Raw genomic sequence first — 21,821 nt, 5'->3', positions numbered from 1 at the left:
TACCGCGTTGGATGCACAGCTCGCGGCATCGGATGCCCGTGCCTCACGTTAATAGTTGGGAGAGAGCTGACCCGTCGAGCTTCGCTGCGACGTCCCCTGCGTTTTTCGATGCGGTGGGCCCAGTGATCAGCGGGAGATGCGCTACCTTTGCGTGTGGCGGAAATCGACAGGATTCACCTACATGTGGATATGCTTCGGCGTCCCGCTCGAGTGTGCGGCTGCGCAGTTTGCGCATTGCTCCATCATCTAACGAAACACGTACCTATCCTCATAAGACCACGCTCTTGCACTGCTGGAGCATCAGCGTAGACCACGCAGGGAGGGGCGTCGTTATGCTACAAATTTTCCGCGTAAACCCCGGTGCGCGATTATTATAAAAGTATAATAATATCCTAATCATGGGATATCGGGCCGCGGTAGCTCAAAACGGACCGACGCCAACGGGCAATGAATACCGAATGGAGGAGGCACATGTCTTGGATCGCTTCGAAGGAGGACTTGGCAGGGAGCCAGGTCGACGCGGCACAACCGGCCGACGGGGCGGCGGATATCACTGCGAGACTCGACAGGATCGCGTCGAGCCGCTCGATCTGGGCGCTCGTCATTCTGATTTCATGCGGTGGATTCTTCGAGTACTACGAACTATTCTCGGTTGCTTATATTGCCCCGGGAATCATCCGCAGCGGCATCCTGACGGCGACGACGACAAGCTTCTTCGGCATGACGGGAATCGCGAGCTTCATTGCCGCTACCTTCGCGGGCCTGTTGGTCGGTACGCTATGTTTGGGCTTCGTTGCTGACAAACTCGGACGACGCTCAGTGTTCACGTTCGCGCTGATCGGATACTCGGTCGCCTGCGCGATCATGGCTTTCCAGACGACGGCGTTCGGTTTGAACGCATGGCGCTTCGTCGCGGGCATCGGGCTTGGCGTAGAGATGGTGACGATGGACGCCTACCTGAGCGAGCTCATGCCAAAGAACCTTCGCGGACGCGCTTTCGCGCTCAATTCGGCGATCATCTTTTCCGCACTGCCAGTTTCCGCGTTCGTCGCATGGCGGCTGGTGCCGCTCACGCCACTCGGGCTCGAAGGATGGCGCTGGGTCGTGCTCATCGGTTGTGCGGGCGCCGTCGTCATCTGGTTTCTGCGGCTCGGCATTCCAGAGAGCCCGCGCTGGCTCGTCGCCCACGGTCGCATTGATGCCGCGGCACGCATCGTTGCAGCGCTCGAGGCTCGTGTCGAGCGGGCGACAGGTCGCCCGCTCGGATCGCTGCCGAGCGCAGCTGCACTAGACCAGACCCAGAGTGCGGCACGCGACATGTGGAGCGCGAGGTACCTTAAGCGAACCGTTATGCTCAGCGTGTTCAACTTCTTCCAGGCGATCGGCCTGTATGGATTCGTTAACTGGATACCGACGTATCTCGTCGCGCAGGGGATTGGGCTTACAAGTAGCCTTGGCTATACGTTCTACATTGCGTTCGTGATGCCAATTGGTGCGCTGGTCGCGATGACCTTCGCCGACCGCTTCGAACGTAAGTGGCAAATGATTGTCGGCGCGTTCATCGTGGCTTCCTTTGGACTTGCCTTCGCCGAAATCCGGAACGCGGTCGGCATCGTGGTGTGCGGCGGAATCGTGGCGCTCACTTCCACGATCCTCAACTACAACTTTCACGCCTACCAGGCAGAACTGTTTCCGACGGCCATCAGAGCGAGGGCAGTGGGCTGGGTGTATTCGTGGAGTCGGCTGTCCGCGATGCTCAGTGGCTTCCTCGTCGCGCATGCGCTCAAGCACTCTGGCGTGCGAGGGGCGCTCGCGTTGATCGCTGGCGCAATGTTGATTGCCGCGCTCGTGATTCTTGTGGGCGGCCCTCGCACGAAAAACCGCTCGCTCGAATCGATAAGTAGCTGACCTGGCGTGATGCTGTCGCAGGATCCGGTCACGCAATAACGCGTTGTAGGCCCTATCGATAACGCGGAATGCCATTTTTGAAGGGAGCGATATGAACGGAGCAGCAAGACTACGGGAACAGTTGGCGTCAGAAAGAATGATCGTGGCGCCCGGCGTATTCGACGGACTGCAGGCTCGGCTTGCCGAGCAGGCGGGATTCGAGACCTTGTACATGACGGGTGCGGGCGCCGCGGCGGCACGCGGTTATCCTGACTACGGGCTGATCACGCTCACTGAGATGGCTGAGACCGCTGGAATCATCGCCCACGCTACGCGTGTACCGTTAATCGCCGATGCGGATACGGGTTTTGGCAATGAGCTGAATGTGACCCGAACGATGCGCGAGTACGAGATGCGTGGCGTGGCGGCAATCCAGATCGAAGATCAGGTATCGCCCAAGCGCTGTGGCCACCTGGATGGCAAGGAGATCGTGCCACGCAGCGATTTCATATCGAAGATCCGCTCCGCTTCGGCAGCGCGCTCGGCCGGCGGTATGCTATTGATCGCGCGCACCGACGCATGCGGCGTCGCTGGTCTCGACGAGGCGATTTGGCGAGCCAATGCCGCGATCGAGGCGGGCGCCGACATCGCGTTTGTCGAGGCACCGCGAAATCGCGAGGAGGTGGCGGCGGTACCACGCGAGGTGCGAGGACCGTGCCTGTTCATTCTAGCGTCTGGCGGCAAAACACCGGTTTTCTCACTCGACGAGATCGAGGCGTTCGGGTACCGGATCGCCATCGCGCCTGGCCTCCTGATCAATGCAGTCGTCCACGCGTGTGACGAGGCGCTGCATACCCTGGCAAAAACCCGCGCGCTGCCCGACGCGGACGATACGCTGACGCTCAAACGGTTCTTCCAGCGGATGGGTGCGGACGAATGGGATGCGATCCGCTCGGGGCAGGCGTCGGTGGCAATCAACAGCTAATCATATCCGCGTGACGGGCAAGCGCGAAAGTCCACTGCCGGAAGCAGATGGTGACACAAGGAGCGTGGCAGTGAGTCAAACCTTTTTTGAAAAGCTTTGGGATCAGCATGTCATCGCGCATCTGGGGCAAGATACCTATCTGCTCCAGGTCGACCGGCTGCTCATGCACGAGTTGTCGGGCGCGCAGCCCTTGCGCGCGCTCGAAGCAGCAGGGCGTCGGCCGGATAGTCCGCGGCAGGTGTTCGCGGTGATTGATCATCTGGTCGCAACGCAGCCCGACCGTGGCATCGACGATGTCGGTCCAAGTGGTGGCGCCCAGATGATCCGCGATACACGGATTCTGACGAAGCACTATGGGCTCACCTTCTTCGATACAGACGATGCGCGCCAAGGCATCGTGCATGTTGTGGGGCCAGAGCAAGGCATTGTGCAGCCTGGTATGACCGTCGTATGTGGCGATTCGCATACTTCGACACTCGGCGGTATCGGCGTATTGGCATGGGGCGTGGGAACGTCAGAAGTGGAACATGTGCTCGCAACGCAAACCATTGTTCAGGCGAAGCCGAAGACAATGCTGGTACGATTCGAAGGCCGGCTAGGCACTTATGTGTCGCCGAAGGACATGGTGCTGCACCTTATCGCGTCGATCGGAATCGAGGCTGGCATCGGCTATGCGGTCGAGTTCGGCGGATCGTTGATGCGTGACATGCCCGTCGAAGGCAGACTGACGATTTGCAACATGGCAATCGAGTTCCAGGCGAAGTACGGCTTCGTCGCACCCGACGACATCACGATCGACTACCTGAGAGGGCGTGCGTTCTCCCCTACATTAGAACATTGGGACGCCGCGGTGGCGTACTGGCGAGGACTGCGCAGCGACTCTGGCGCGCGTTGCGAGCATGAAGTGGTGATTGACATGACGGATGTCGCACCGCAAGTCACTTGGGGCACCAATCCGGCGCACGCCTGCGCAATCGATTCGGTCGTGCCGCAGCCGCGGTCGTTTGTCGATCCGGTCGAGCGCGAGGGTGTTGAACGCGCGCTCGCGTACATGCAGTTGGAACCCGGTGCGAAGTTGCAAGGGACGAAGATCGACGTCGCATACATCGGTTCTTGCACGAACGCACGGCTATCGGATCTGCGAGCAGCGGCCGACGTGCTAAAGGGCAGACGCCTAGCGCCACACGTACTGGGAATCTGCATACCCGGTTCCACCGTTGTCAAGCGCGCTGCCGAAGAGGAAGGGTTGGATCTTATCTTCAAGGCTGCCGGTTTCCAATGGCATGAGTCGGGCTGCGGCATGTGCGCGGCGGGCGGCGCACATGTCCTCGCGGGAAAGCGCGTGATCGGTACGACAAACCGTAACTTCGAGGGCCGTCAGGGGCCGGGCACGAGAACGCATCTGGCGAGCCCGGTCACGGTCGCGCAGTCAGCGATTTGCGGTGAGATCGCCGATCCGAGAGTGAACTGAACGGAATTCATTATGGAAGCGCTTCGCGTGATTACCGGTATAGCTGCGCCGATGATGCGCTCGAACGTCGACACGGACCAGATTGTGCCGAGCAAGGAGTTGGTTCGCGTCCACAGTGAAGGCTATGAGGCGAGCCTGTTCGCGACTTCGCGCTACATTGGCGACAGGACGATCAATCCGGATTTCTTGCTCAACCAGTCACCCTGGAGGAATGCTGCAATCCTGCTGAGCGCTGAGAACTTCGGCTGTGGATCGTCTCGTGAAGACGCGCCCAAGGCGTTACGCGCGTTCGGCATCCGAGTAGTGATTGCGCCGAGCTTTGGCGGAATCTTCTTCAACAACTGTTTTCGCAATGGCGTTTTGCCGGTTGAACTGCCGATCAACGAAGTACAGTGTCTCGCGCAACAGGCCAAGGACGGTGCCGTGACCGTTGATCTCGAGTCGCAGAGTGTGACCGCTCCCAATGGTCAGCGGTTTGGTTTCCAGTCGCCAGGCGTACTCCGGCAGATGATGCTAGCTGGCGTCGACGAGATCGATTTCATCCTCAGTCTAAGCGCGCCGATCGGTGTGTTCCGACAAACGGACCGCGCGTTGCGCCCTTGGATTTACTGACGGCAGACGAGGACGCCGGGCGCATCTACTTCGCCGTCGCCCTGGATTGCATGCAGGACACTATCAACCTATCCACGAGAGAACATCATGCAGCAGAAACCGACGGTTTTGATCACGGGTGCATCGACTGGCATCGGCGCGGTGTACGCGGACCGATTCGCACGTCGCGGTCACCCGATCGTAATGGTCGCACGCGATATAGAACGCATGCAAAAAATCGCAGCACGGTTGCGCATTGAGACAGCAGTGGAGATCGAAATCCTCAAGGCCGACCTGAATGAGTCGGCCGACGTCATGAAGATAGAAACGCGCCTGCGCGACGACTCGAATCTCGGTGTTCTGGTAAACAACGCTGGAACCGCGTTGCCGGGCACCTTTATTGAGCAAAGCAGCGAGGACGTGACACGGTTGGTCGGCCTAAACGTCACGGCGTTGACCAGGCTGGCGAGCGCGGTGGCGCCACGCTTTGCCCGCGCCGGCCAGGGCGCAATTGTTAATATCGGGTCGGTGGTCGGGCTCGCGCCCGAGCTTGGCATGAGTGTATATGGCGCCACCAAGGCGTTCGTACTCTTTCTTTCTCAAGGTTTGCACCTGGAACTTGGCCCAAAGGGGGTATACGTGCAGGCCGTTCTACCGTCGGGGACTCGCACTGAACTCTGGCAACATGCCGGGAGAGACGTCAACGCAATCGAAGGTGTTATGGATGTCGATGAACTTGTCGATGCGGCACTGGTGGGGTTTGATAAGCGCGAGACGGTGACGATTCCTGCGTTACCAGATCTGGCGCAATGGGAGCGGTACGAGGCAGCCCGAACTGCGATGCTACCGAACTTGAGGCAACAGCGCGCTGCCGTCCGCTATCAGCGCACGGCCTAAAGGCCTAGCGGCCCCGACAAGGAGTCAGTTGGATGGCGCGGAGACAATCGGCTAAAAGTTTAGTCAAGTGAGCTCCGCGCCGGTCGGCGGTGGATTGTGATCCAACAGGCTAGTGAGGGAAACCTTAAGCAGCTACGCGGCAAGCGGTGCTCTTCGCGTCGCCTTGCCGTCAGCCGCCTCGGTATAAGCAAAAGTAAACGCAGCCTAGGCGGACTGCCGGTATTGCACCAGAGGCTCGCCCGACAGGGTCGGAATTAGTACCGCATCAAACACAGATGTGGCCAACGAGCGAAAGCGCCGGTCTATCGTATTGTCTAGAATCATCACATTATTGACTCTGACGCACAGATCCGAACGTCCCGTTCTGGTCATGTGTGGCTTTCGTTCAAGGCTCCGAGATTGCATATATGTGTGAATACACGTATTATGCGTTGGAAGATAACGGCCTCGCCGGTAGGGCTGATTCTCAAGCGTTAAATTGACTGCGATCCGCGCGCAACTACGCGCGTGATGCGTTCTTGTTTCCTCTCCTGGTAACTCGAAGATGAATGTTTTGATCGTACACGCACACCCCGAATCGGCATCATTTACAAGCTCAATGAGGGACGCCGCTGTTGACACACTATCCGCGGATGGACACCACGTTCGGGTATCCGACCTCTACCAGATGGACTTCAATCCCGTCGCGAGCGAAAACGATTTCATGGGGAGAGCAAATGAGGACTACCTCGTGTATGCGCTGGAACAGCGAAACGCGGATTCCAACGGCTTATTGTCTCCCGACATAAATGCGGAGATTGAAAAGGTGGTTTGGGCAGACCTCGTAATTTTTAACTTTCCGATTTACTGGTTCTCGATGCCAGCGATCATGAAAGGATGGGTCGATAGGGTGTTTGTCTCTGGACGATTCTACGGAGGGATGCGTTTCTACGACCGAGGCGGATTGAGAGGGAAAAAGGCGTTGGTTTCCGTGACGCTTGGCGGCCAGCCGCACATGTTTGATGAGGACGGCGTTCACGGGCCTCTGCAGGAGATGCTGAGACACTTGTTGCGTGGAACGCTTGGATATTTGGGATTCGAAGTCTTGCCACCGTTCATCGGATGGCACGTGCCGTACATCAGCGGGGAGGCCCGTGCCGCCATTCTCGATGAATATCGGGCGTGCCTCCGATCGATTGACGACCTTGAAACTATGAAATTCCCGAGCCTTGGGGACTTTGATGAGACGCTCCGCCCGAAGACTCTGAAAGGGTGAAGTGGTCAGGAACTGAGCAATTTTATAGTTGGATTCTGGAAAGAGGAGGGGTAGATGTCCGAAGTGCAACGTAGTTTTGATCAAGGAATTCTCACGATCGTTCTTGACCGGCCGGCTCGCAAGAACGCGTTGACGGGCGACATGTATGTCGAGCTGGCATCGTTTATCGACGAAGCAGAACGCGACGAGCGGGTGCGCGCATTGTTAATTCGGGGCACCGAGCAGGCGTTCACGGCGGGTAATGACCTGGAAGATTTTCTCGTCAATCCGCCGAATGCGGACGATGCTCCCGTCTGGAAATTCCTGCAAACATTGAGTAGCCTTACCAAGCCTGTAGTGGCGGCTGTTTGCGGTCCGGCAATCGGGATTGGCACGACGCTGCTACTGCAAGCGGACATTGTTGTCGCGGGCACCAATGCCAAATTCGGATTGCCCTTCGTCAATCTCGGGGTTTGTCCGGAGGCAGCTTCCAGTTTGTTGCTACCGCGAATGATAGGCTACCATCGCGCCTGCGAACTGCTGCTTCTGGGTGAAAGGATTGATGCCGAACTCGCGGAACGATACGGCATCGTCAACTTCGTGGTATCGCCTTCAGAAGTATTTTCCCGTGCTGAAAGCATAGCCCGGAGGCTTGCAGGGCAGCCTGTTGCAGCGCTTCGGGCGACGCGAAAGCTCCTACGTGGTGCGGACGCAGACGAAGTGCGGACGCGAATCATCGCCGAGGCACGGATATTCCGCGAGCTCCTTGCTAGCGCGGACGCTCAGGCTGCGATTGCTGGCTTTGTAGCAAAATAGTCTCATCACTCGGAATCTAACTTTACCCTCTGAACTGCCCCTCGTTAGGTCCCGTACCGAATAGCTTTCTTCTTCGTACCAATGTCGAGCCAGGTAGAGTCTTGATAATATGTGCGTTCGCACCTATTATGTTAAATCAGGCGGAGTGGGGGTGACGTTGGTTTCTCCATTCTGCAAGTTTACAGGGCGATCTGATGTCAGGTTTTTTCGGTAAATGGATCGGGGGTCCGCAGATGCAGCAGAAGGTTAAAACTAAGAAGGCAGGTGCGTCCTGTGATGAGGACGACCTGTTGGCGCAGTGTGCATTGTTTGATGTCCATCGTCTCGGACGTATATTGACGGGGCTCTACAATGCGAGGATGAAAGACGTTCCGATGTCAATCTCTCAGTACACACTCGTTACCAACATTGCAGCGCTTCAGCCCGCCAGAGTTACCGAAGTCGCGGCCGCAATGCTGATGGACCGGACCAGCGTCACGCGGCTGATTGAACCTCTTATTTCCCGTGGTTTCTTAAGGATGGAACAGGACGAAGAGGATCGCCGCGCGAGAATTTTGACCGTAACTTCCAAGGGACGAGTCGCCTTGGAAAAGAGCGGACGTGCATGGCGGGAGGCACAGCAAGAGTTCTTCAGCGTCATTGGGGCAGAGAAGTGGATGCTGCTGCGGAAGACGCTGCGCGAGACAATACATCTTGTGCGCGATCGCCAGGACGGTGAAATTGCGGCGCCGGAGTGATCGCAATATCAGGTTTCCGATTCGGTCGCGAGTGACTGGTACCGCGGAAGAAAAAGGGCCGCCATTTGAACTGCACCCCAAAAGTTGGACATCGATCCAACCTTTGGGGTGTTTTTCATGACGAAGCACAGTGAGCAGCTAAAAGTAAAAATGGTGAAGCAGTACCTGGCCGGGGTTGCTGGGACCGGGGTGCTGGCACAACGATATGGAGTGGGTCGTTCTGTGTTGCGTCGCTGGATAGCGGCCTATGAGCAACACGGACGTGAGGGATTGCGCAAGAAGTTCAGTCATTACGATGCGCGGTTCAGGATGTCGGTTCTTGCTCACATGTGGAAGAAGGATTTGTCACATGAGCAGGTGGCAGCGGTGTTCGACATTCGCAGTCCGGCTTGCATAGCGAGGTGGGAACGCCAGTATCATATTGGCGGTATTGACGCATTGGCACCCCGCCCCCGAGGGCGACGCCCCAAGGTAATGACCCAACCCGATCACGACAAGCCGACCGAAGATGGTGCGCCGGATGAGCGCACGCGCGAGCAGTTGCTCAAGGAAAACGAATACCTGCGCGCGGAGGTGGCGTACCTAAAAAAGCTCGATGCCCTGCTTCAGGCGAAGAAGCAGGCCGCGCAAAAGAAAAAACGCAAATAGTGCAGGCACTTCGGCAACACCACCCGGTGGCCGCCCTGCTCAAGGCCGCGGGTCTGGCGCGCAGCACGTTCTACTACCAGTTGAACGTGCTGACTGCTGGCGACCGGCACGCAGATCTCAAGACCCGGATCAAGGCCGTGTATGAAAGTCATAAGGGTCGCTATGGCTACCGACGCATCACGGCATCGATCCGGCAAACCGGTCAGAGCGTGAACCACAAGACCGTGCAACGTCTGATGGGACAGCTGAAACTGAAATCGCTGGTGCGGGCGAAGAAATACCGCTCCTGGCGCGGCGAAGTCGGGCGTATTGCACCGAACCTGCTGAACCGCGAGTTCAGCGCGCAACAGCCGAACCAGAAGTGGGTCACGGATGTGACGGAGTTCAACGTGCTGGGACAGAAGTTGTATCTGTCGCCGGTCATGGATCTGTATAACGGCGAGATCGTCGCTTACCAGATGAGCGAGCGTCCAGTCTTTGAACTGGTGAGCAGCATGCTCAAAAAGGCGCTGGCAAAGCTGGGCAGGCAGGACGCACCGCTACTCCATTCAGATCAGGGCTGGCAGTATCAGATGTCTGCCTATCGAAGGTTGTTGCATCAACGCGGCCTGACCCAGAGCATGTCACGGCGGGCAAACTGTTATGACAATGCGGCAATGGAAAGCTTCTTTGGCACTCTCAAGTCGGAGTTCTTCCGGCTGAACAGATTTGAGAGCGTCGACGCACTGAAGGCCGGCATCAAACAGTACATTCATTACTACAACCACAAACGCATCAGGCTGAAGTTAAACGGCCTGAGTCCTGTGATGTACAGGACTCAGGCCTCCGCAACCTAGCCACAAACTGTCCAACTTTGCGGGGTCAGTTCAATTGGCGGCCCTCATACTTTCATCGGTTACATACGTTCGAATACAGCGGCGATGCCCTGGCCACCGCCAATGCACATTGTCACGAGCGCGTACTTTCCAGCGATCCGATGCAATTCGTGAATCGCCTTGGTGGAAATGATTGCTCCCGTTGCCCCAATTGGATGACCCAGCGAAATCCCCGAACCATTTGGATTGACCTTCGCTGGATCGAGCTCAAGCTGACGTGTTACTGCGCATGCTTGTGCCGCGAAAGCTTCGTTCGCTTCCGTCACGTCGATATCTGCGCTGGACAGTCCAGCCCGAGCTAGCGCCTGGCGCGCGGCCGGCACAGAGCCGATCCCCATGATCTTGGGGTCGACTCCGGCATGTCCGTAGCTTACCAATCGGGCGAGCGGCGTCAGAGAATGCTTCTTCACTGCATCGGCCGATGCGAGTACCAGTGCTGCAGCGCCGTCGTTGATACCCGATGAATTTCCTGCCGTGACTGAGCCGTCCTTCTTGAAGGCCGGTTTCATTTTCGAAAGCGCCTCAACGCTGCTGTCTGCTTTCACATGCTCGTCGGTATCAAAGAGAACAGTCTCTTTTCGTTTTGCTATCGGCACGGGAACAATCTGATTGCGAAAGTAGCCTGCTGCGGATGCAATCGAAGCGCGGCGGTGGCTTTCGGCAGAAAGTCTGTCCATGTCGATTCGAGATACGTCAAACTGATCAGCTACATTTTCTGCAGTGATTCCCATATGAATGGCATGGAGCGGATCGTGCAATACGCCCACCATATAGTCCAATAAGTCGGTGTCGCCCATGCGGGTTCCCCATCGCGCTGAGCGCATCAGGTAAGGGCCGCGCGACATCGATTCAGCGCCACCAGCAACAGCTATGTCGCAGGAACCAACGGCGATCGCCTGGGCTGCAGATATGATCGCTTGGACTCCCGAGCCGCAAAGCCGATTAACGTTGAACGCGGGCGTACTCTCTGGCATGCCAGAATTCAAGGCAGCCACTCGGCTGAGGTACGCATCCTTGGGCTCGGTCGGCACGACATTGCCCATTACAACTTGGCCGATATCGTCAGCAGGCGCTCCGCTTCTCGTCAACGCCTCTTTTACCACGAGGCTTGCAAGTTCCGAGAGCGGGGTGTCCTTCAAGCTACCACCAAATGTGCCAATTGCCGTGCGCACTGCGCTCACAACATAAACTTCAGACAAAGCTGTCATTGGTTCCCACCTCAATCATGATATTTGGACGTAGCACTGATTAGCGCTTGCTGGTCAACGCCTCTTCGACGTATTGCATGCGGTCCTGTCCGAAGAACATGCGGTCGCCCACGAAAACCGTAGGCGCGCCAAAGGCCCCGCGATCAATGGCTTCTTGGGTGTTTGCCTTCAATCGTTCCTTGATGACAGGATCCTGTACTGCCGCAATGACCCTCTCGACATCGAGATTTGCAGAGCGCAGAACATTCGCGATGACATCCGGTTCGCGCATATCCATAGGACGGCCCCACATTGCGTCAAACACGGCGTCTGAGTATCGGTCGAGAAACCCTTCCTGCTGCGCAAAGACAGCGCCACGCATCAAAACCAATGTATTGATCGGAAAATGCGGGTTGAGCGCAAATGCCACGCCATATCGTTTGGCAAAGAACTGCATATCGGCGAGCATCCAGGTCCGTTTAGCCGGGAGGTCCATGGGTGACGAGTTGGCCACCTGTTGAAGTAGGCCGCCAAGCAGGATAGGGCGGTAATTTACCGCTACGCCCGTTCGGGCGATCAGGCCCGGCAGCTGCCTGTATGCGAGGTAGCTCGTCGGGCTGCCGTAGTCGAAATAAAAATCAATGGTGCGATCCATCTGCGTGCTCCGTGCGAAATTTGGTCAGAAATTGGAGATCGGCTCGAGCCAGGGACGGATGTCCAGTTCAAATGTCCACGCACTACGTTTTTGGGTATGCAGGAACCAGTAGGTGTCGGCGATGTCTTCCGGAGCTAGCAGCCCGTCTGCGGGACGTTGCGCGACGAGATCGGGAAAGCGTTCGCGCACAAACGGCGTATCGATGGGACCATCAATGACGGGGTGGACAATGTGCAGCCCCTGCTTGCCGAACTCACGAGCCATGGATTGAGCGAGGGAACGTAATCCATGCTTGGCGCCAGCGAAGGCGGCGTACCCTTCGGCGCCGCGGATGCTGGCAGTGGCCCCTGTAAAGAATATGGTTCCCTGACCGCGCGGCGCCATATGGCGGGCTGCCTCCCGGCCTGTAAGGAATCCGGCAAAGCATGCCATCTCCCAGACCTTGTAGTACTTCTGCGCGGTAGTTTCGCGAATGTTGAACTGAATGTTCGCTCCGATGTTGAATACCGCGATCCCAACGGACCCAATATCCTTCTCGATTCTCTCGAACAGTGAGACAACCTGTTCCTCCTTACGTGCATCGCACGCAAACGCGTGGACAGTCCCCCCCAAGGCCCGGATCTGCTGGACTAGAGGATCAAGCTGCTCGGCGTTGCGTCGCGCGACGCATACTTGCATCCCTTCTCGGGCAAACTTTCTGGCCAGCGCAGCGCCGAGGCTATCACCGGCGCCCATGACAAGCGCTACGTTTGGGGTGCTGGACCTATCCATCGATTTATCTCCGTGAATATACGTGTGAATACACGTATCGTACGTTCAACCGGTGAGATTTGCAAATGGGAGGTGCTGACATTCATCGTCTGATTCGAAGCAGCGCGAAATTTGTCTTACCAATGCCGGTAGCAATGTCGCGACACGTCGCTCCTCAGCAGGGCTGAGAAGCTCCGTCACAGCACCTCGCCAAACCAACATCAACGCGTCTACAAGGCCTTCGCGATCTAAAACAGGCAACTGGCCGACCAGGTCTTTAAGTAACGTTCGAATGTCCTCTCGATACTCCATGAATTTATCGCGCGTGGCGTCTGAGCACCGTGCAAGTGAGTCCGGTGCCAGAAATTGACCGTCTGTTTGGTAGGCGATGCCACGTGATAACTCTTTGAACAACGCAACGATTCTTTCGCGCGGGTCTTCACTCTCGAGCTGCACTATAGCAAGCCATCGGACCCGTCTTTGCGCGCGTGCGCGCTCAACGCAGGCACGGATGAGCGCCTCTCTCGATCCGAATGTGCGGTAAATCGCCATCTTGTGCAGGCCAGCCTGTTTAGCGACTGAGTCCACCGTAACCACGCTGAAGCTGCGGCGAACGGACAAAATCTCCGCTGCATCCAGGATGGCTTTGCGCGCATCACGAGACGGAATTTTGCGACGTCGGGCCTGTTTGCCTGCTTGCTGAGGTGCAAGTTCGTCGTCAGTTTTCATGGTGCAGATCAGTCCAATAGGGGGTAGGTGTTTTCACGGGTGAGTCGATATCCTTGTAAATAGGAGTGAACACACCTATCATACATTCAACTGAAGACGGTTAAAACGCGAAGACGTAAGACCGTTCGAGCGAAGTCCGCTCGCGCGTGACGACCAATGAGCAGGTGAAAGATTCGATTGTTGATGAAGACCGGTGCTACGCAGACCACGCGAGGATGCGGTCTAACCACGGCATACCAAGGCATAACAAAACAGGAGACATCGATGCCGACCATTTTCGATGAGGGACTGGAAAAGCGTGGGGCGAACCATGAACCGCTGACTCCGCTTTCGTTTCTCAGGCGCTCAGCAGAGATATATCCAGAGTACGTGGCGCTAATCTATGGTGAACGTAGCTTGACGTATCGAGGCCTGATTGACCGATGCAGGGCGTTCGCTGGCTTCCTCGATACGATTGGCCTTGGCAGAGGCGACACCGTTTCTGTCATGCTGCCAAACATTCCCCAAATGGTTGAGTTGCACTTCTCGGCAAACACTGCCGGTCGCGTCCTGCACACGATCAATACGAGACTCGACGCTGCATCGATTCGGTTCCAACTGGAGCACTGCGAATCCAAAGTACTGGTGTTCGATAGTGAATACGCGCTTATAGTCAAGGACGCCATACGCGGCATGAATGCTACGCCGATCCTTGTGGAGGTGAATGACCCAAGCGCAAACTTTCAATCCGGCCTGGTGAGCGGATCTATTTCCTATGAGCGTGCTATTGATGATGGACTGGAGGCAGCGCATCTTCGCGGTCCAGAGGACGAATGGGAACCGATTGCTCTCAGCTATACATCTGGCACGACAGGCAATCCAAAGGGCGTTGTTACGCATCATCGCGGTGCGTATCTGAACGCCATGGCGAACACGGTTGCGTGGTCGATGCAGTATCACGCGACCTATCTTTGGGTATTGCCGATGTTCCACTGCAACGGATGGTGTTTCCCATGGACGATCACGCTGCTCGCGGGAAAACACGTCTGTCTTAGAAAACCAGATCCGAAAGAGATTATCCGGCTCGTTAACCAACACGAAGTGACACACTTGTGCGCAGCACCTGTAGTCCTGTCGATGCTTGCGGACTGCGCACGCGAAGGCCTGACATTCGAGAGCCGGGTCAGAATTCTGACCGCTGGCGCGGCACCAGCGCCGCGCGTCATCGAAGACGTCGAGCGACTCAACGCAGCAGTGACGCAGGTGTACGGACTGACTGAAACGTATTCTTCGACAGTAATCAGCGCGTGGAAGACCGAGTGGAGCAGCTATCCGCCGCAAGAGCAGTACAGGTTGAAGTCGAGAGCTGGTGTTCGCTTTCCCGCTTGTGAAGACCTCGATGTTGTTGGAGATCACCTTGTTCCCGTTCCTCGGGATGGAAAGACAGTTGGCGAGGTTGTTGTTCGAGGCAACACGGTAATGCGAGGGTATCTCAAGAATCCCATCGCAACGAGTGAAGCTTTTCAAGGCGGATGGTTTCACACGGGGGATCTGGCCATACGCTACCCAGACGGCTATATCGCAATCTGTGATCGCTCCAAGGACATGATCAACTCGGGTGGGGAGAAGATGTCGTCGCTTGAAATCGAGGAAGTGCTACTCGATCATCCGGCCATTTTCGAAGCAGCTGTGGTCGCCGCTCCGCATGTGAAATGGGGTGAAGTGCCTGTCGCATTCGTGAGTTTGCGCACTGATTGCCCGTCAACGGATGAAGAAATTATTGCCTATTGCTCATCGAGGCTTGCGCGATACAAGGTGCCAAAGCGAATCATATTCGGTCCGCTGGAGAGAACCGCTACCGGTAAGGTACAAAAATTTAGGCTACGTGAGCTCGTGAAGGAAATGACATTCTGATTTTGATGGCATATGGGTCGACTGCAACGGTCTTGCTTATAAAGCAGAGGAGACAAGCGTGAACATTCGAGCGATTTTCGTCGTTCTGTCAACCACGGTAGCAGCAATACCGCTTTCGGCTCGGTGCGACCCGATCGAACAGGTGAAAATTGGGGTGCTTGCGGATATGTCGGGTACATACGCGGATCTAAGCGGATCCGGAGCTGTGAAAGCCGTCGAGATGGCGGTTGCGGATTTCGGCGGGGAGATGTTTGGTAAGCCTATTAAGGTTATATCGGCGAATCATCAAAACAAGCCTGACATCGGCGCGACTCGAGCACGCGAATGGTTCGATGTCGATAAGGTCACGATGATCACGGACCTTATGAATTCAGGGGTGGCTGTCGCCGTGTCCAAAGTTGCTGCTGAGAAGTCTCGCATCGCCATCATCAACGGCGCAGGCACCGATACGCTCACAAACGAAGATTGCACGCCGGTGACGGTCCACTACGCATGGGACAGTTACGCGATGGCAACGGGCATGGCGCGTTCGGTGACGAAGCAAGGCGGTAACTCATGGTTCTTCGTTACTGCGGACTATTCATTCGGGAAGTCTCTCGAGATCAATGCAACCAGGGTCGTGAAAGGTTCCGGTGGAAAGGTGCTAGGCTCGGCCCGTCATCCACTGGCTGCCGCAGACTTTTCATCCTTCATGTTGCGTGCCCAGATGTCGGGCGCACAGGTGGTTGCATTGGCGGACGGTGGCCAAGACGCACAAAACGCCGTCAAATCGGCCTCGGAATTCGGGTTGCTTAAGAGTGGCAATCAGCGACTCGTGGCGCTGTCCCTGTTCAATACGGACATAGCCGCCATAGGTCTTCAGACAACGCAGGGGATCTACGTGACCGAAGCGTTCTATTGGGATCTTAGCGACGAAGCGCGTGCCTGGTCGCGACGGTTTCTGAAGGAGACAGGCAAGATGCCTAGCGCGATGCAGGCCGGTGATTATTCGGCGACGCTGCATTACCTTAAGGCCGTTAAGGCTGCAGGAACTTCGGACGCAAGCGCTGTAATGCGGAAGATGCGCGAACTGCCGGTAAACGACTTCTTTGCCAAAAATGGCCGCATCCGCGAAGACGGCAGAATGGTGCACGACATATACCTGATGCAGGTGAAGTCGCCAAGCCAGTCGAGAGGAAAATGGGATCTCTACAACGTTGTGTCAACGATTCCGGGAGATGCGGCATTTCAGCCACTCAATCAAAGCAGATGTCCGCGTTTAAAGGGGTGACATGTTGATCACGAAGCGAAATGGGACAGTGCGACCGTTTGAGCTGCAGTAGTCTTACTATTGACCAGCCAAACGCCTTTAGCGCGCCCCGGCAGACCCTATTTTCGGAGGCGGTGTATGCGGCGCCTTCCGCCTACCCATCGATCGGATGTCGCAAATTGCGAGCAATGCCTTAACGCGCCCGGACGTGGAGCTACAGATCGCCCGCTTTCCTCAGCGCCCCGCAGTCAGATGACAGGGATCTCGAGCGCACATGCTGAAACGAGCGGGCGCATGAGTCCGCTCACTAATCACCTCTATCACGCGCGCTGATGCGAGTCGTGCGCGCAGCAGACTCCCACTCTCTTTTGCACACCCACGCAACGGAATCAAGGCGTTTATACCGTTCGCGGAAAGCAAACTCTCTTCCTCGAACTAGCGGTTGTCCCAGTATTCCCGAATTTTCGCCTTTACAATACGTTGATATGCGCATATTATGTGTCGCAGAGGATGACTGAATGAAGGGGAGCAATCATGGAAGCACAGGTCGGAATATCTAAGGCAGTACTGGACGACATCAACGGTCGCTGTAACTGTCTTGCGGCACGTCAGGCTTCGCGATATCTGACGGCAGCGTACGATCAGGCGCTTAGTCTTGCGAATCTTCGTGCGACTCAATTCTCGATCCTGCATAAGCTGACATGGGATGGCCCAGTCACGATCGGTGAACTCGCCGCTGCTATGGCCATGGATCGCACCACCCTGTCATCTAACCTGAAGCCCCTTGAGCGCGACGGACTGATCGCGATGGTGCCGGGGCGAGATCGCCGTGTGAAGAAAGTGATGGTTACAGCGGCGGGCGTGTCGCAATACGATATGGCATTTCCTCTGTGGCTGGCTGTACAGAAGGAATTTGAGGACCAGTTTGGGCGGAAGCGAGCGGAAACGTTACGCGATTCATTGCGTAAGGTGTTGAGAAGCGGTTTCAGTCCATGGGCCGAAGACCAGACGACACCATAGGAATAAGCAGGAATGCATGGACAGGGTTTCCCGTCACATCGGCGATGTTAAGACAGAGTGGTCACAGAGATAAATTTTTTGTCGGTCTGTGCATATGCACATATAGAGTGAATTGTTTGATCCAGTATTAGGAGAGATGACATGAAGCACCAGAACATCATCGAAGCCTGCAAGAACGCATTTACTGGTTTCGATCGCAATGATAAGACGGATCTCATTGCGCTCCTTGCAGATCATATCGAGTTCGAATTTTCCGACTCGCTCCCGTACGGTGGAACCTATCGTGGGAAAGCGGAGTTCCTTGCGTTCTGGAAACATGTGAACCTGAAATGGGAGTACCTCAACTACGACGCCAGGGCGATTCTGGAAGCCGAAGACTTCATCATCGTGCCGGTGGTTGTGCGAGCGAGGGCCACCAACGGCTATTCGATGCAGAACGAACATCTGTTTCTGTTCAAGGTCCATGACGGTCAGATCGTGCACGGCCGACTCTATGCGGACACCGCACGCGGTCGAGATATTTTGGAAGGCCGGCCACCACAACGCTACCCGAAAGTGATTGTTGGCTGACTCCACCACTAGCGATTTGCTTCATCGGACCACTCGTTCTAACCGTCCGCATGAGCTGAGCTCGTCCGTCGCGAGTCGCCGATTTCTTATCGCACGCGAAGACTGTTATTCAACCGGTAAGGTTGGCGGAGTTCGCGCGACACCTAACGCGCAAACCAGAGACCCCGAAAAGTGAAAGAGTTATGGATACACCAAATAGTGTCGCACCTGTCGGCGCGCAGTCGCGTCCGCCCATTTTTGTTTTCATACACGGCTTTCTCGACGGGGCGATCGTCTGGGACGAAGTGGTAGGTGCCTTGGGCAAACGGGCGGCGGATGCCGTATGTGTGGATCTTCCCGGCATGGGGAAACGCGCAGACGAGGGCGGGCCGTACAGCCTGGACCGGGTTGCCGATGAAGTGGTCAGAGGTGTCAACGCGCTGAATCGTCCGGTGATTCTCGTTGGCCATAGCATGGGCGCGCAAATTGCCGAACTGGCGGCAGGACGGTTGGACGGGCGTATTCATTCATTGGTGTTGCTCACCCCAATTCCTTTGCAGGGTACCGGAATGCCGGAAGAGACCATGCAAAGTTTCCACGAGTTAGGTGGGAACCCACAAGCCCAGCGGGAGCTGCGCGTTCAGTATTCGGTCCATCTTGATGATGCCCATCTCGAGAAACTCGGCCGCCTTGGCGATCTCGTCAAGAGTGATTCCGTTGGCGAATTCGCCGATATCTGGAACCGGGGTCATCCGTTGGGCACTCAAGATAGCCAATATCGAGGCCCTGTCTTGATCGTCGGTGGCGATGGAGACGCTCTTATCACCTCCGAAATCATCGCCGGTTCTGTCAAACCACGTTTTGTCAACCCGACTGTCACCATCATTGGGAAGGCGGGGCACTGGCCGCACGTCGAGCAACCGGATTCTGTTGCCGCCACCCTCGATGCGTTTCTGGCGGCAATTGAACCATGCGTCGTTCGTTGAGCATCGTACAGAGACTCTTTGTTGAGAGTGGTCTTTCGACTGCACGGGCAATAAGGTCTTCTGTCTTCTCCACAGTCTCATTTGAACGGTAAGCAGCCTCAGGAATTCGAAATGATTAGACGTACCGATGTGGAATTTGAAGTTGACGGCGGAGTCAAGCTTCGTGGCTGGCTCTTTGTGCCGCCCGGGGATGGGCGACGGCCGGCCATCACAATGGCGCACGGCTACGCCGGGGTGAAGGAGTTTGCACTCGAGCCGTTTGCTAACGCGTTTGCGCAGGCCGGTTTCGTGGTGCTACTGCACGACCACCGTGGATTCGGTGCAAGCGATGGCACTCCGCGCAACGATATTGATCCTTGGCGTCAAATCGTCGATTGGCGACGCGCAATCAGTTACCTCGAAACGCTGAACTTCGTCGACGCGAAACGCATTGGTTTGTGGGGAACGAGCTATGCCGGCGGTCACGCAATCGTGCTCGGTGCGACGGACCGCCGGCTGCGCTGTGTCGTGGCACAGGTCCCGACTATCAGCGGGTACGAGCAGGGGCTGCGCCGCATTGCGCCCGAGAACGTTCGCGCGATTGAAGAATTATTTAATGACGATGACCGCGCTCAATTGCGAGGCGAAGCGCCGCGCCGACAGGCGGTCGTGAGCGACGACCCAAGCGTCGCAGCGTCCTACCGGGCGAAAGACGCCATTGAGTTTTACCTACAGCCAGTGCCGGAAGGCGCATGGGAGAACACCGTTACGGTTCGTTCAACACGTGCGGCACGCATGTACGAGCCGGGACATTGGGTTGCCCGAGTATCGCCGACACCACTCCTGATGGTCGTAGCAAGCCACGACACCATCACGCTGACCGATTTGGAACTGGCCGCATACGAACGTGCGTTGCAACCGAAGCGCCTTGTGACGATCGACGGTGGACATTTCGATCCTTATCTGTCGAAGTTCCAGGAGTCCAGCGAAGCCGCAGTCGATTGGTTCAAGTTGCATCTTCGTTGACGCTCTGAGTTCACCCGGTATCAAACACGTGAACTCGAGTGGTCCGTTCCGGCTATGACCGGGAATCGCATAGCGATGCAATCTTTCAATACAAATGGAGCACTAACATGCCTGTATTTCACGCGCATATCCCAAAGGGCCGCTTTTCTCGAGACCAGAAGATCGCTCTGGGAAACGCGCTGAATCAGTCGTTAGTCGAGTCGTTGAACATTCCCAGCGGCGATCGCTTTGTAATGCTCAGCGAGCACGGCGACGACGAGCTCTTCATCGATCCCACTTTCATGGAGATGAACCGAACGGAAAACGCGATGATTATCACCGTTCTCATCGGCGCTCACCGACCCTCCGCAGACAAGCAGGCGTTGCTGGCTGCGATCACGCGTCTGCTCGAAAGAGATGTCGGAATTGATCCCGACGATGTATTCGTCGCGCTTGTCCCCGTACCAAACGAAAATTTTTCGTTCGGACGTGGAATCGCCCAGCTAGCGGATGTAGCGCCTAGATGGTGACGCATCTAGCAACTTAAGGTACGGCTCAGATTCGGGCCGATGCTCATATTGTGGAGAACTGTCATGCCTACTCTTTTCGATCCTATCAAAATTGGTGACCTCACATTGCCGAACCGCATTGTGATGGCGCCGCTGACCCGTCAGCGTGCCGGCGACATTCGTTTACCCAACGCGCTGATGGCGAAGTACTACGCTGAAAGGGCTTCAGCGGGTTTGATTATCAGCGAGGCCACGTCAGTGATTCCTCAAGGTGTCGGTTATGCAGCGACACCGGGCATCTGGTCTGATGAACAGGTCGTGGGTTGGAGGCTCGTCACTGACGCTGTTCATGCAGCAGGCGGCCGGATATTCATGCAATTGTGGCATGTTGGTCGTATTTCGGATCCGATGTTCCTGGACGGCGAATTGCCGGTTGCGCCTACTGCACTTGCAGCGAGTGGTCACGTGAGCTTGGTGCGTCCGCAACGGCCATACGTTACGCCGCGTGCTCTCGAATTGTCAGAAGTCTCCGGAATCGTCGATGCCTATCGCAAAGGTGCGGAAAACGCCAAAGCAGCCGGCTTTGACGGCGTCGAGCTTCACGGCGCGAATGGCTATCTGCTCGACCAGTTTTTGCGGGACGGCACGAATCAGCGTACCGACTCTTACGGCGGATCTATCGAAAATCGCGCACGGCTGCTCCTCGAAGCGACGGATGCGTGTATTGCCGTATGGGGAGCGGGTCGGGTTGGGATGCACCTCTCGCCCCGTGGTGAGGTGCACTCGATGGGAGATTCCGATCCCGGCGCTACTTTCGGTTATGTGGCACGCGAACTCGGGAAACGCCAGATTGGGTTCATCGTTGTTCGGGAGCCGCTCGGTGCCGACCGCCTTGCCCCGCAACTGAAGGCAGCATTCGGCGGTCCGCTGATCGCGAACGAGAAGTTCACAAAGGAGACTGCTCAATCGGTTCTCGACGCTGGTGAGGCCGATGCTGTCGCCTGGGGCCAACTGTTCATTGCGAACCCGGACCTGCCGCGCCGTTTTGAGTTGGACGCGCCGCTGAACACGCCTAATCCTGCCACGTATTACGGGGAGGGTGAAACCGGATATACCGACTATCCCGCGCTGGAGGTCGCTGCCTGAACGCGTGCGGATGCAACTTGGCT

The 21,821-nt window shown here is 56.5% G+C and carries 21 protein-coding genes; 17 read left to right on the top strand and 4 right to left on the bottom strand.

All coding sequences use genetic code 11. The annotated features are described in order from the left end of the window. Nucleotides 1-471: 471 nt before the first annotated feature. From B0G80_RS36150 to B0G80_RS36110, 9 genes are all read left to right on the top strand, one after another. Nucleotides 472-1,908, top strand: a complete 1,437-nt coding sequence (locus B0G80_RS36150; protein WP_181920144.1) for an MFS transporter — start codon at nucleotides 472-474, stop codon at nucleotides 1,906-1,908. A 91-nt stretch (nucleotides 1,909-1,999) separates the two neighbouring features. Continuing rightward, the gene (locus B0G80_RS36145; protein WP_116122511.1) at nucleotides 2,000-2,872 is read left to right on the top strand and encodes an oxaloacetate decarboxylase; all 873 of its coding nucleotides are present in this window, start codon (nucleotides 2,000-2,002) and stop codon (nucleotides 2,870-2,872) included. 70 nt (nucleotides 2,873-2,942) lie between these two features. Continuing rightward, a complete protein-coding gene (locus B0G80_RS36140) occupies nucleotides 2,943-4,343 on the top strand; it encodes a 3-isopropylmalate dehydratase large subunit (RefSeq protein WP_116122510.1) in 1,401 nt (466 codons plus the stop codon). 12 nt (nucleotides 4,344-4,355) lie between these two features. Beyond that, on the top strand, nucleotides 4,356-4,955 hold the full coding sequence (gene leuD / locus B0G80_RS36135; protein ID WP_116122509.1) for a 3-isopropylmalate dehydratase small subunit: 600 nt from the start codon (nucleotides 4,356-4,358) through the stop codon (nucleotides 4,953-4,955). 87 nt (nucleotides 4,956-5,042) lie between these two features. After that, nucleotides 5,043-5,831, top strand: coding sequence for an SDR family oxidoreductase (locus B0G80_RS36130; RefSeq protein ID WP_116122508.1), 789 nt, complete (start codon nucleotides 5,043-5,045; stop codon nucleotides 5,829-5,831). Between the two features lie 544 nt (nucleotides 5,832-6,375). Further along, on the top strand, nucleotides 6,376-7,086 hold the full coding sequence (locus B0G80_RS36125) for an NAD(P)H-dependent oxidoreductase (RefSeq protein WP_116122507.1): 711 nt from the start codon (nucleotides 6,376-6,378) through the stop codon (nucleotides 7,084-7,086). A gap of 54 nt (nucleotides 7,087-7,140) precedes the next feature. Next, on the top strand, nucleotides 7,141-7,881 hold the full coding sequence (locus tag B0G80_RS36120) for an enoyl-CoA hydratase (RefSeq protein WP_116122506.1): 741 nt from the start codon (nucleotides 7,141-7,143) through the stop codon (nucleotides 7,879-7,881). Nucleotides 7,882-8,075: 194 nt separating this feature from the next. Further along, nucleotides 8,076-8,618, top strand: coding sequence for a MarR family winged helix-turn-helix transcriptional regulator (locus B0G80_RS36115; protein ID WP_258879152.1), 543 nt, complete (start codon nucleotides 8,076-8,078; stop codon nucleotides 8,616-8,618). A 117-nt stretch (nucleotides 8,619-8,735) separates the two neighbouring features. Beyond that, a protein-coding gene (locus B0G80_RS36110) for an IS3 family transposase (RefSeq protein WP_116119582.1) occupies nucleotides 8,736-10,102 on the top strand; the annotation gives its coding sequence in 2 pieces (ribosomal slippage) (nucleotides 8,736-9,201 and nucleotides 9,201-10,102; 1,368 coding nt in all). A 59-nt stretch (nucleotides 10,103-10,161) separates the two neighbouring features. Here the strand turns inward: B0G80_RS36110 and B0G80_RS36105 are convergent. Genes B0G80_RS36105 through B0G80_RS36090 form a run of 4 tightly spaced genes read right to left on the bottom strand, consistent with a single transcriptional unit; the run spans nucleotide 10,162 to nucleotide 13,462 of the window. Beyond that, entirely contained in the window at nucleotides 10,162-11,349 is a 1,188-nt protein-coding gene (locus B0G80_RS36105; RefSeq protein ID WP_116122504.1) for an acetyl-CoA C-acyltransferase family protein, read from the bottom strand. 40 nt (nucleotides 11,350-11,389) lie between these two features. Then, on the bottom strand, nucleotides 11,390-11,983 hold the full coding sequence (locus B0G80_RS36100; protein ID WP_116122503.1) for a 2-hydroxychromene-2-carboxylate isomerase: 594 nt from the start codon (nucleotides 11,981-11,983) through the stop codon (nucleotides 11,390-11,392). Nucleotides 11,984-12,007: 24 nt separating this feature from the next. Then, complete coding sequence (locus tag B0G80_RS36095) at nucleotides 12,008-12,754, bottom strand: SDR family oxidoreductase (protein ID WP_258879151.1); 747 nt, start codon at nucleotides 12,752-12,754, stop codon at nucleotides 12,008-12,010. A 45-nt stretch (nucleotides 12,755-12,799) separates the two neighbouring features. After that, nucleotides 12,800-13,462, bottom strand: a complete 663-nt coding sequence (locus B0G80_RS36090; protein ID WP_116122502.1) for a TetR/AcrR family transcriptional regulator — start codon at nucleotides 13,460-13,462, stop codon at nucleotides 12,800-12,802. Nucleotides 13,463-13,726: 264 nt separating this feature from the next. Here B0G80_RS36090 and B0G80_RS36085 point away from each other — a divergent pair, with 264 nt between their 5' ends. The 8 genes from B0G80_RS36085 (at nucleotide 13,727) to B0G80_RS36050 (ending at nucleotide 21,798) form a co-directional block, all read left to right on the top strand. Continuing rightward, nucleotides 13,727-15,355, top strand: a complete 1,629-nt coding sequence (locus tag B0G80_RS36085; RefSeq protein ID WP_116122501.1) for an AMP-binding protein — start codon at nucleotides 13,727-13,729, stop codon at nucleotides 15,353-15,355. Between the two features lie 58 nt (nucleotides 15,356-15,413). Further along, nucleotides 15,414-16,625 carry an ABC transporter substrate-binding protein gene (locus B0G80_RS36080; protein ID WP_258879150.1) on the top strand — a complete coding sequence of 404 codons (1,212 nt, stop codon included), beginning with the start codon at nucleotides 15,414-15,416 and terminating at the stop codon, nucleotides 16,623-16,625. 513 nt (nucleotides 16,626-17,138) lie between these two features. Next, a complete protein-coding gene (locus tag B0G80_RS36075) occupies nucleotides 17,139-17,624 on the top strand; it encodes a MarR family winged helix-turn-helix transcriptional regulator (RefSeq protein WP_116122499.1) in 486 nt (161 codons plus the stop codon). A 141-nt stretch (nucleotides 17,625-17,765) separates the two neighbouring features. Next, on the top strand, nucleotides 17,766-18,194 hold the full coding sequence (locus B0G80_RS36070) for a nuclear transport factor 2 family protein (protein ID WP_116122498.1): 429 nt from the start codon (nucleotides 17,766-17,768) through the stop codon (nucleotides 18,192-18,194). 182 nt (nucleotides 18,195-18,376) lie between these two features. Further along, nucleotides 18,377-19,159, top strand: coding sequence for an alpha/beta fold hydrolase (locus B0G80_RS36065; protein WP_116122497.1), 783 nt, complete (start codon nucleotides 18,377-18,379; stop codon nucleotides 19,157-19,159). 111 nt (nucleotides 19,160-19,270) lie between these two features. Then, nucleotides 19,271-20,164 carry an alpha/beta hydrolase gene (locus tag B0G80_RS36060; RefSeq protein WP_116122496.1) on the top strand — a complete coding sequence of 298 codons (894 nt, stop codon included), beginning with the start codon at nucleotides 19,271-19,273 and terminating at the stop codon, nucleotides 20,162-20,164. Between the two features lie 107 nt (nucleotides 20,165-20,271). Continuing rightward, entirely contained in the window at nucleotides 20,272-20,673 is a 402-nt protein-coding gene (locus B0G80_RS36055) for a tautomerase family protein (protein WP_116122495.1), read from the top strand. A 63-nt stretch (nucleotides 20,674-20,736) separates the two neighbouring features. Next, nucleotides 20,737-21,798 (top strand): alkene reductase, encoded by a 1,062-nt coding sequence (locus tag B0G80_RS36050; protein WP_116122494.1) that lies wholly within the window; start codon nucleotides 20,737-20,739, stop codon nucleotides 21,796-21,798. Nucleotides 21,799-21,821: the final 23 nt, after the last annotated feature.

The organism is Paraburkholderia sp. BL6669N2, assembly GCF_003387275.1.
GTDB lineage: Bacteria > Pseudomonadota > Gammaproteobacteria > Burkholderiales > Burkholderiaceae > Paraburkholderia.
The sequence above is the reverse complement of the archived record's forward strand: the minus strand, read 5'-3'. Positions and strand labels throughout refer to the sequence as shown.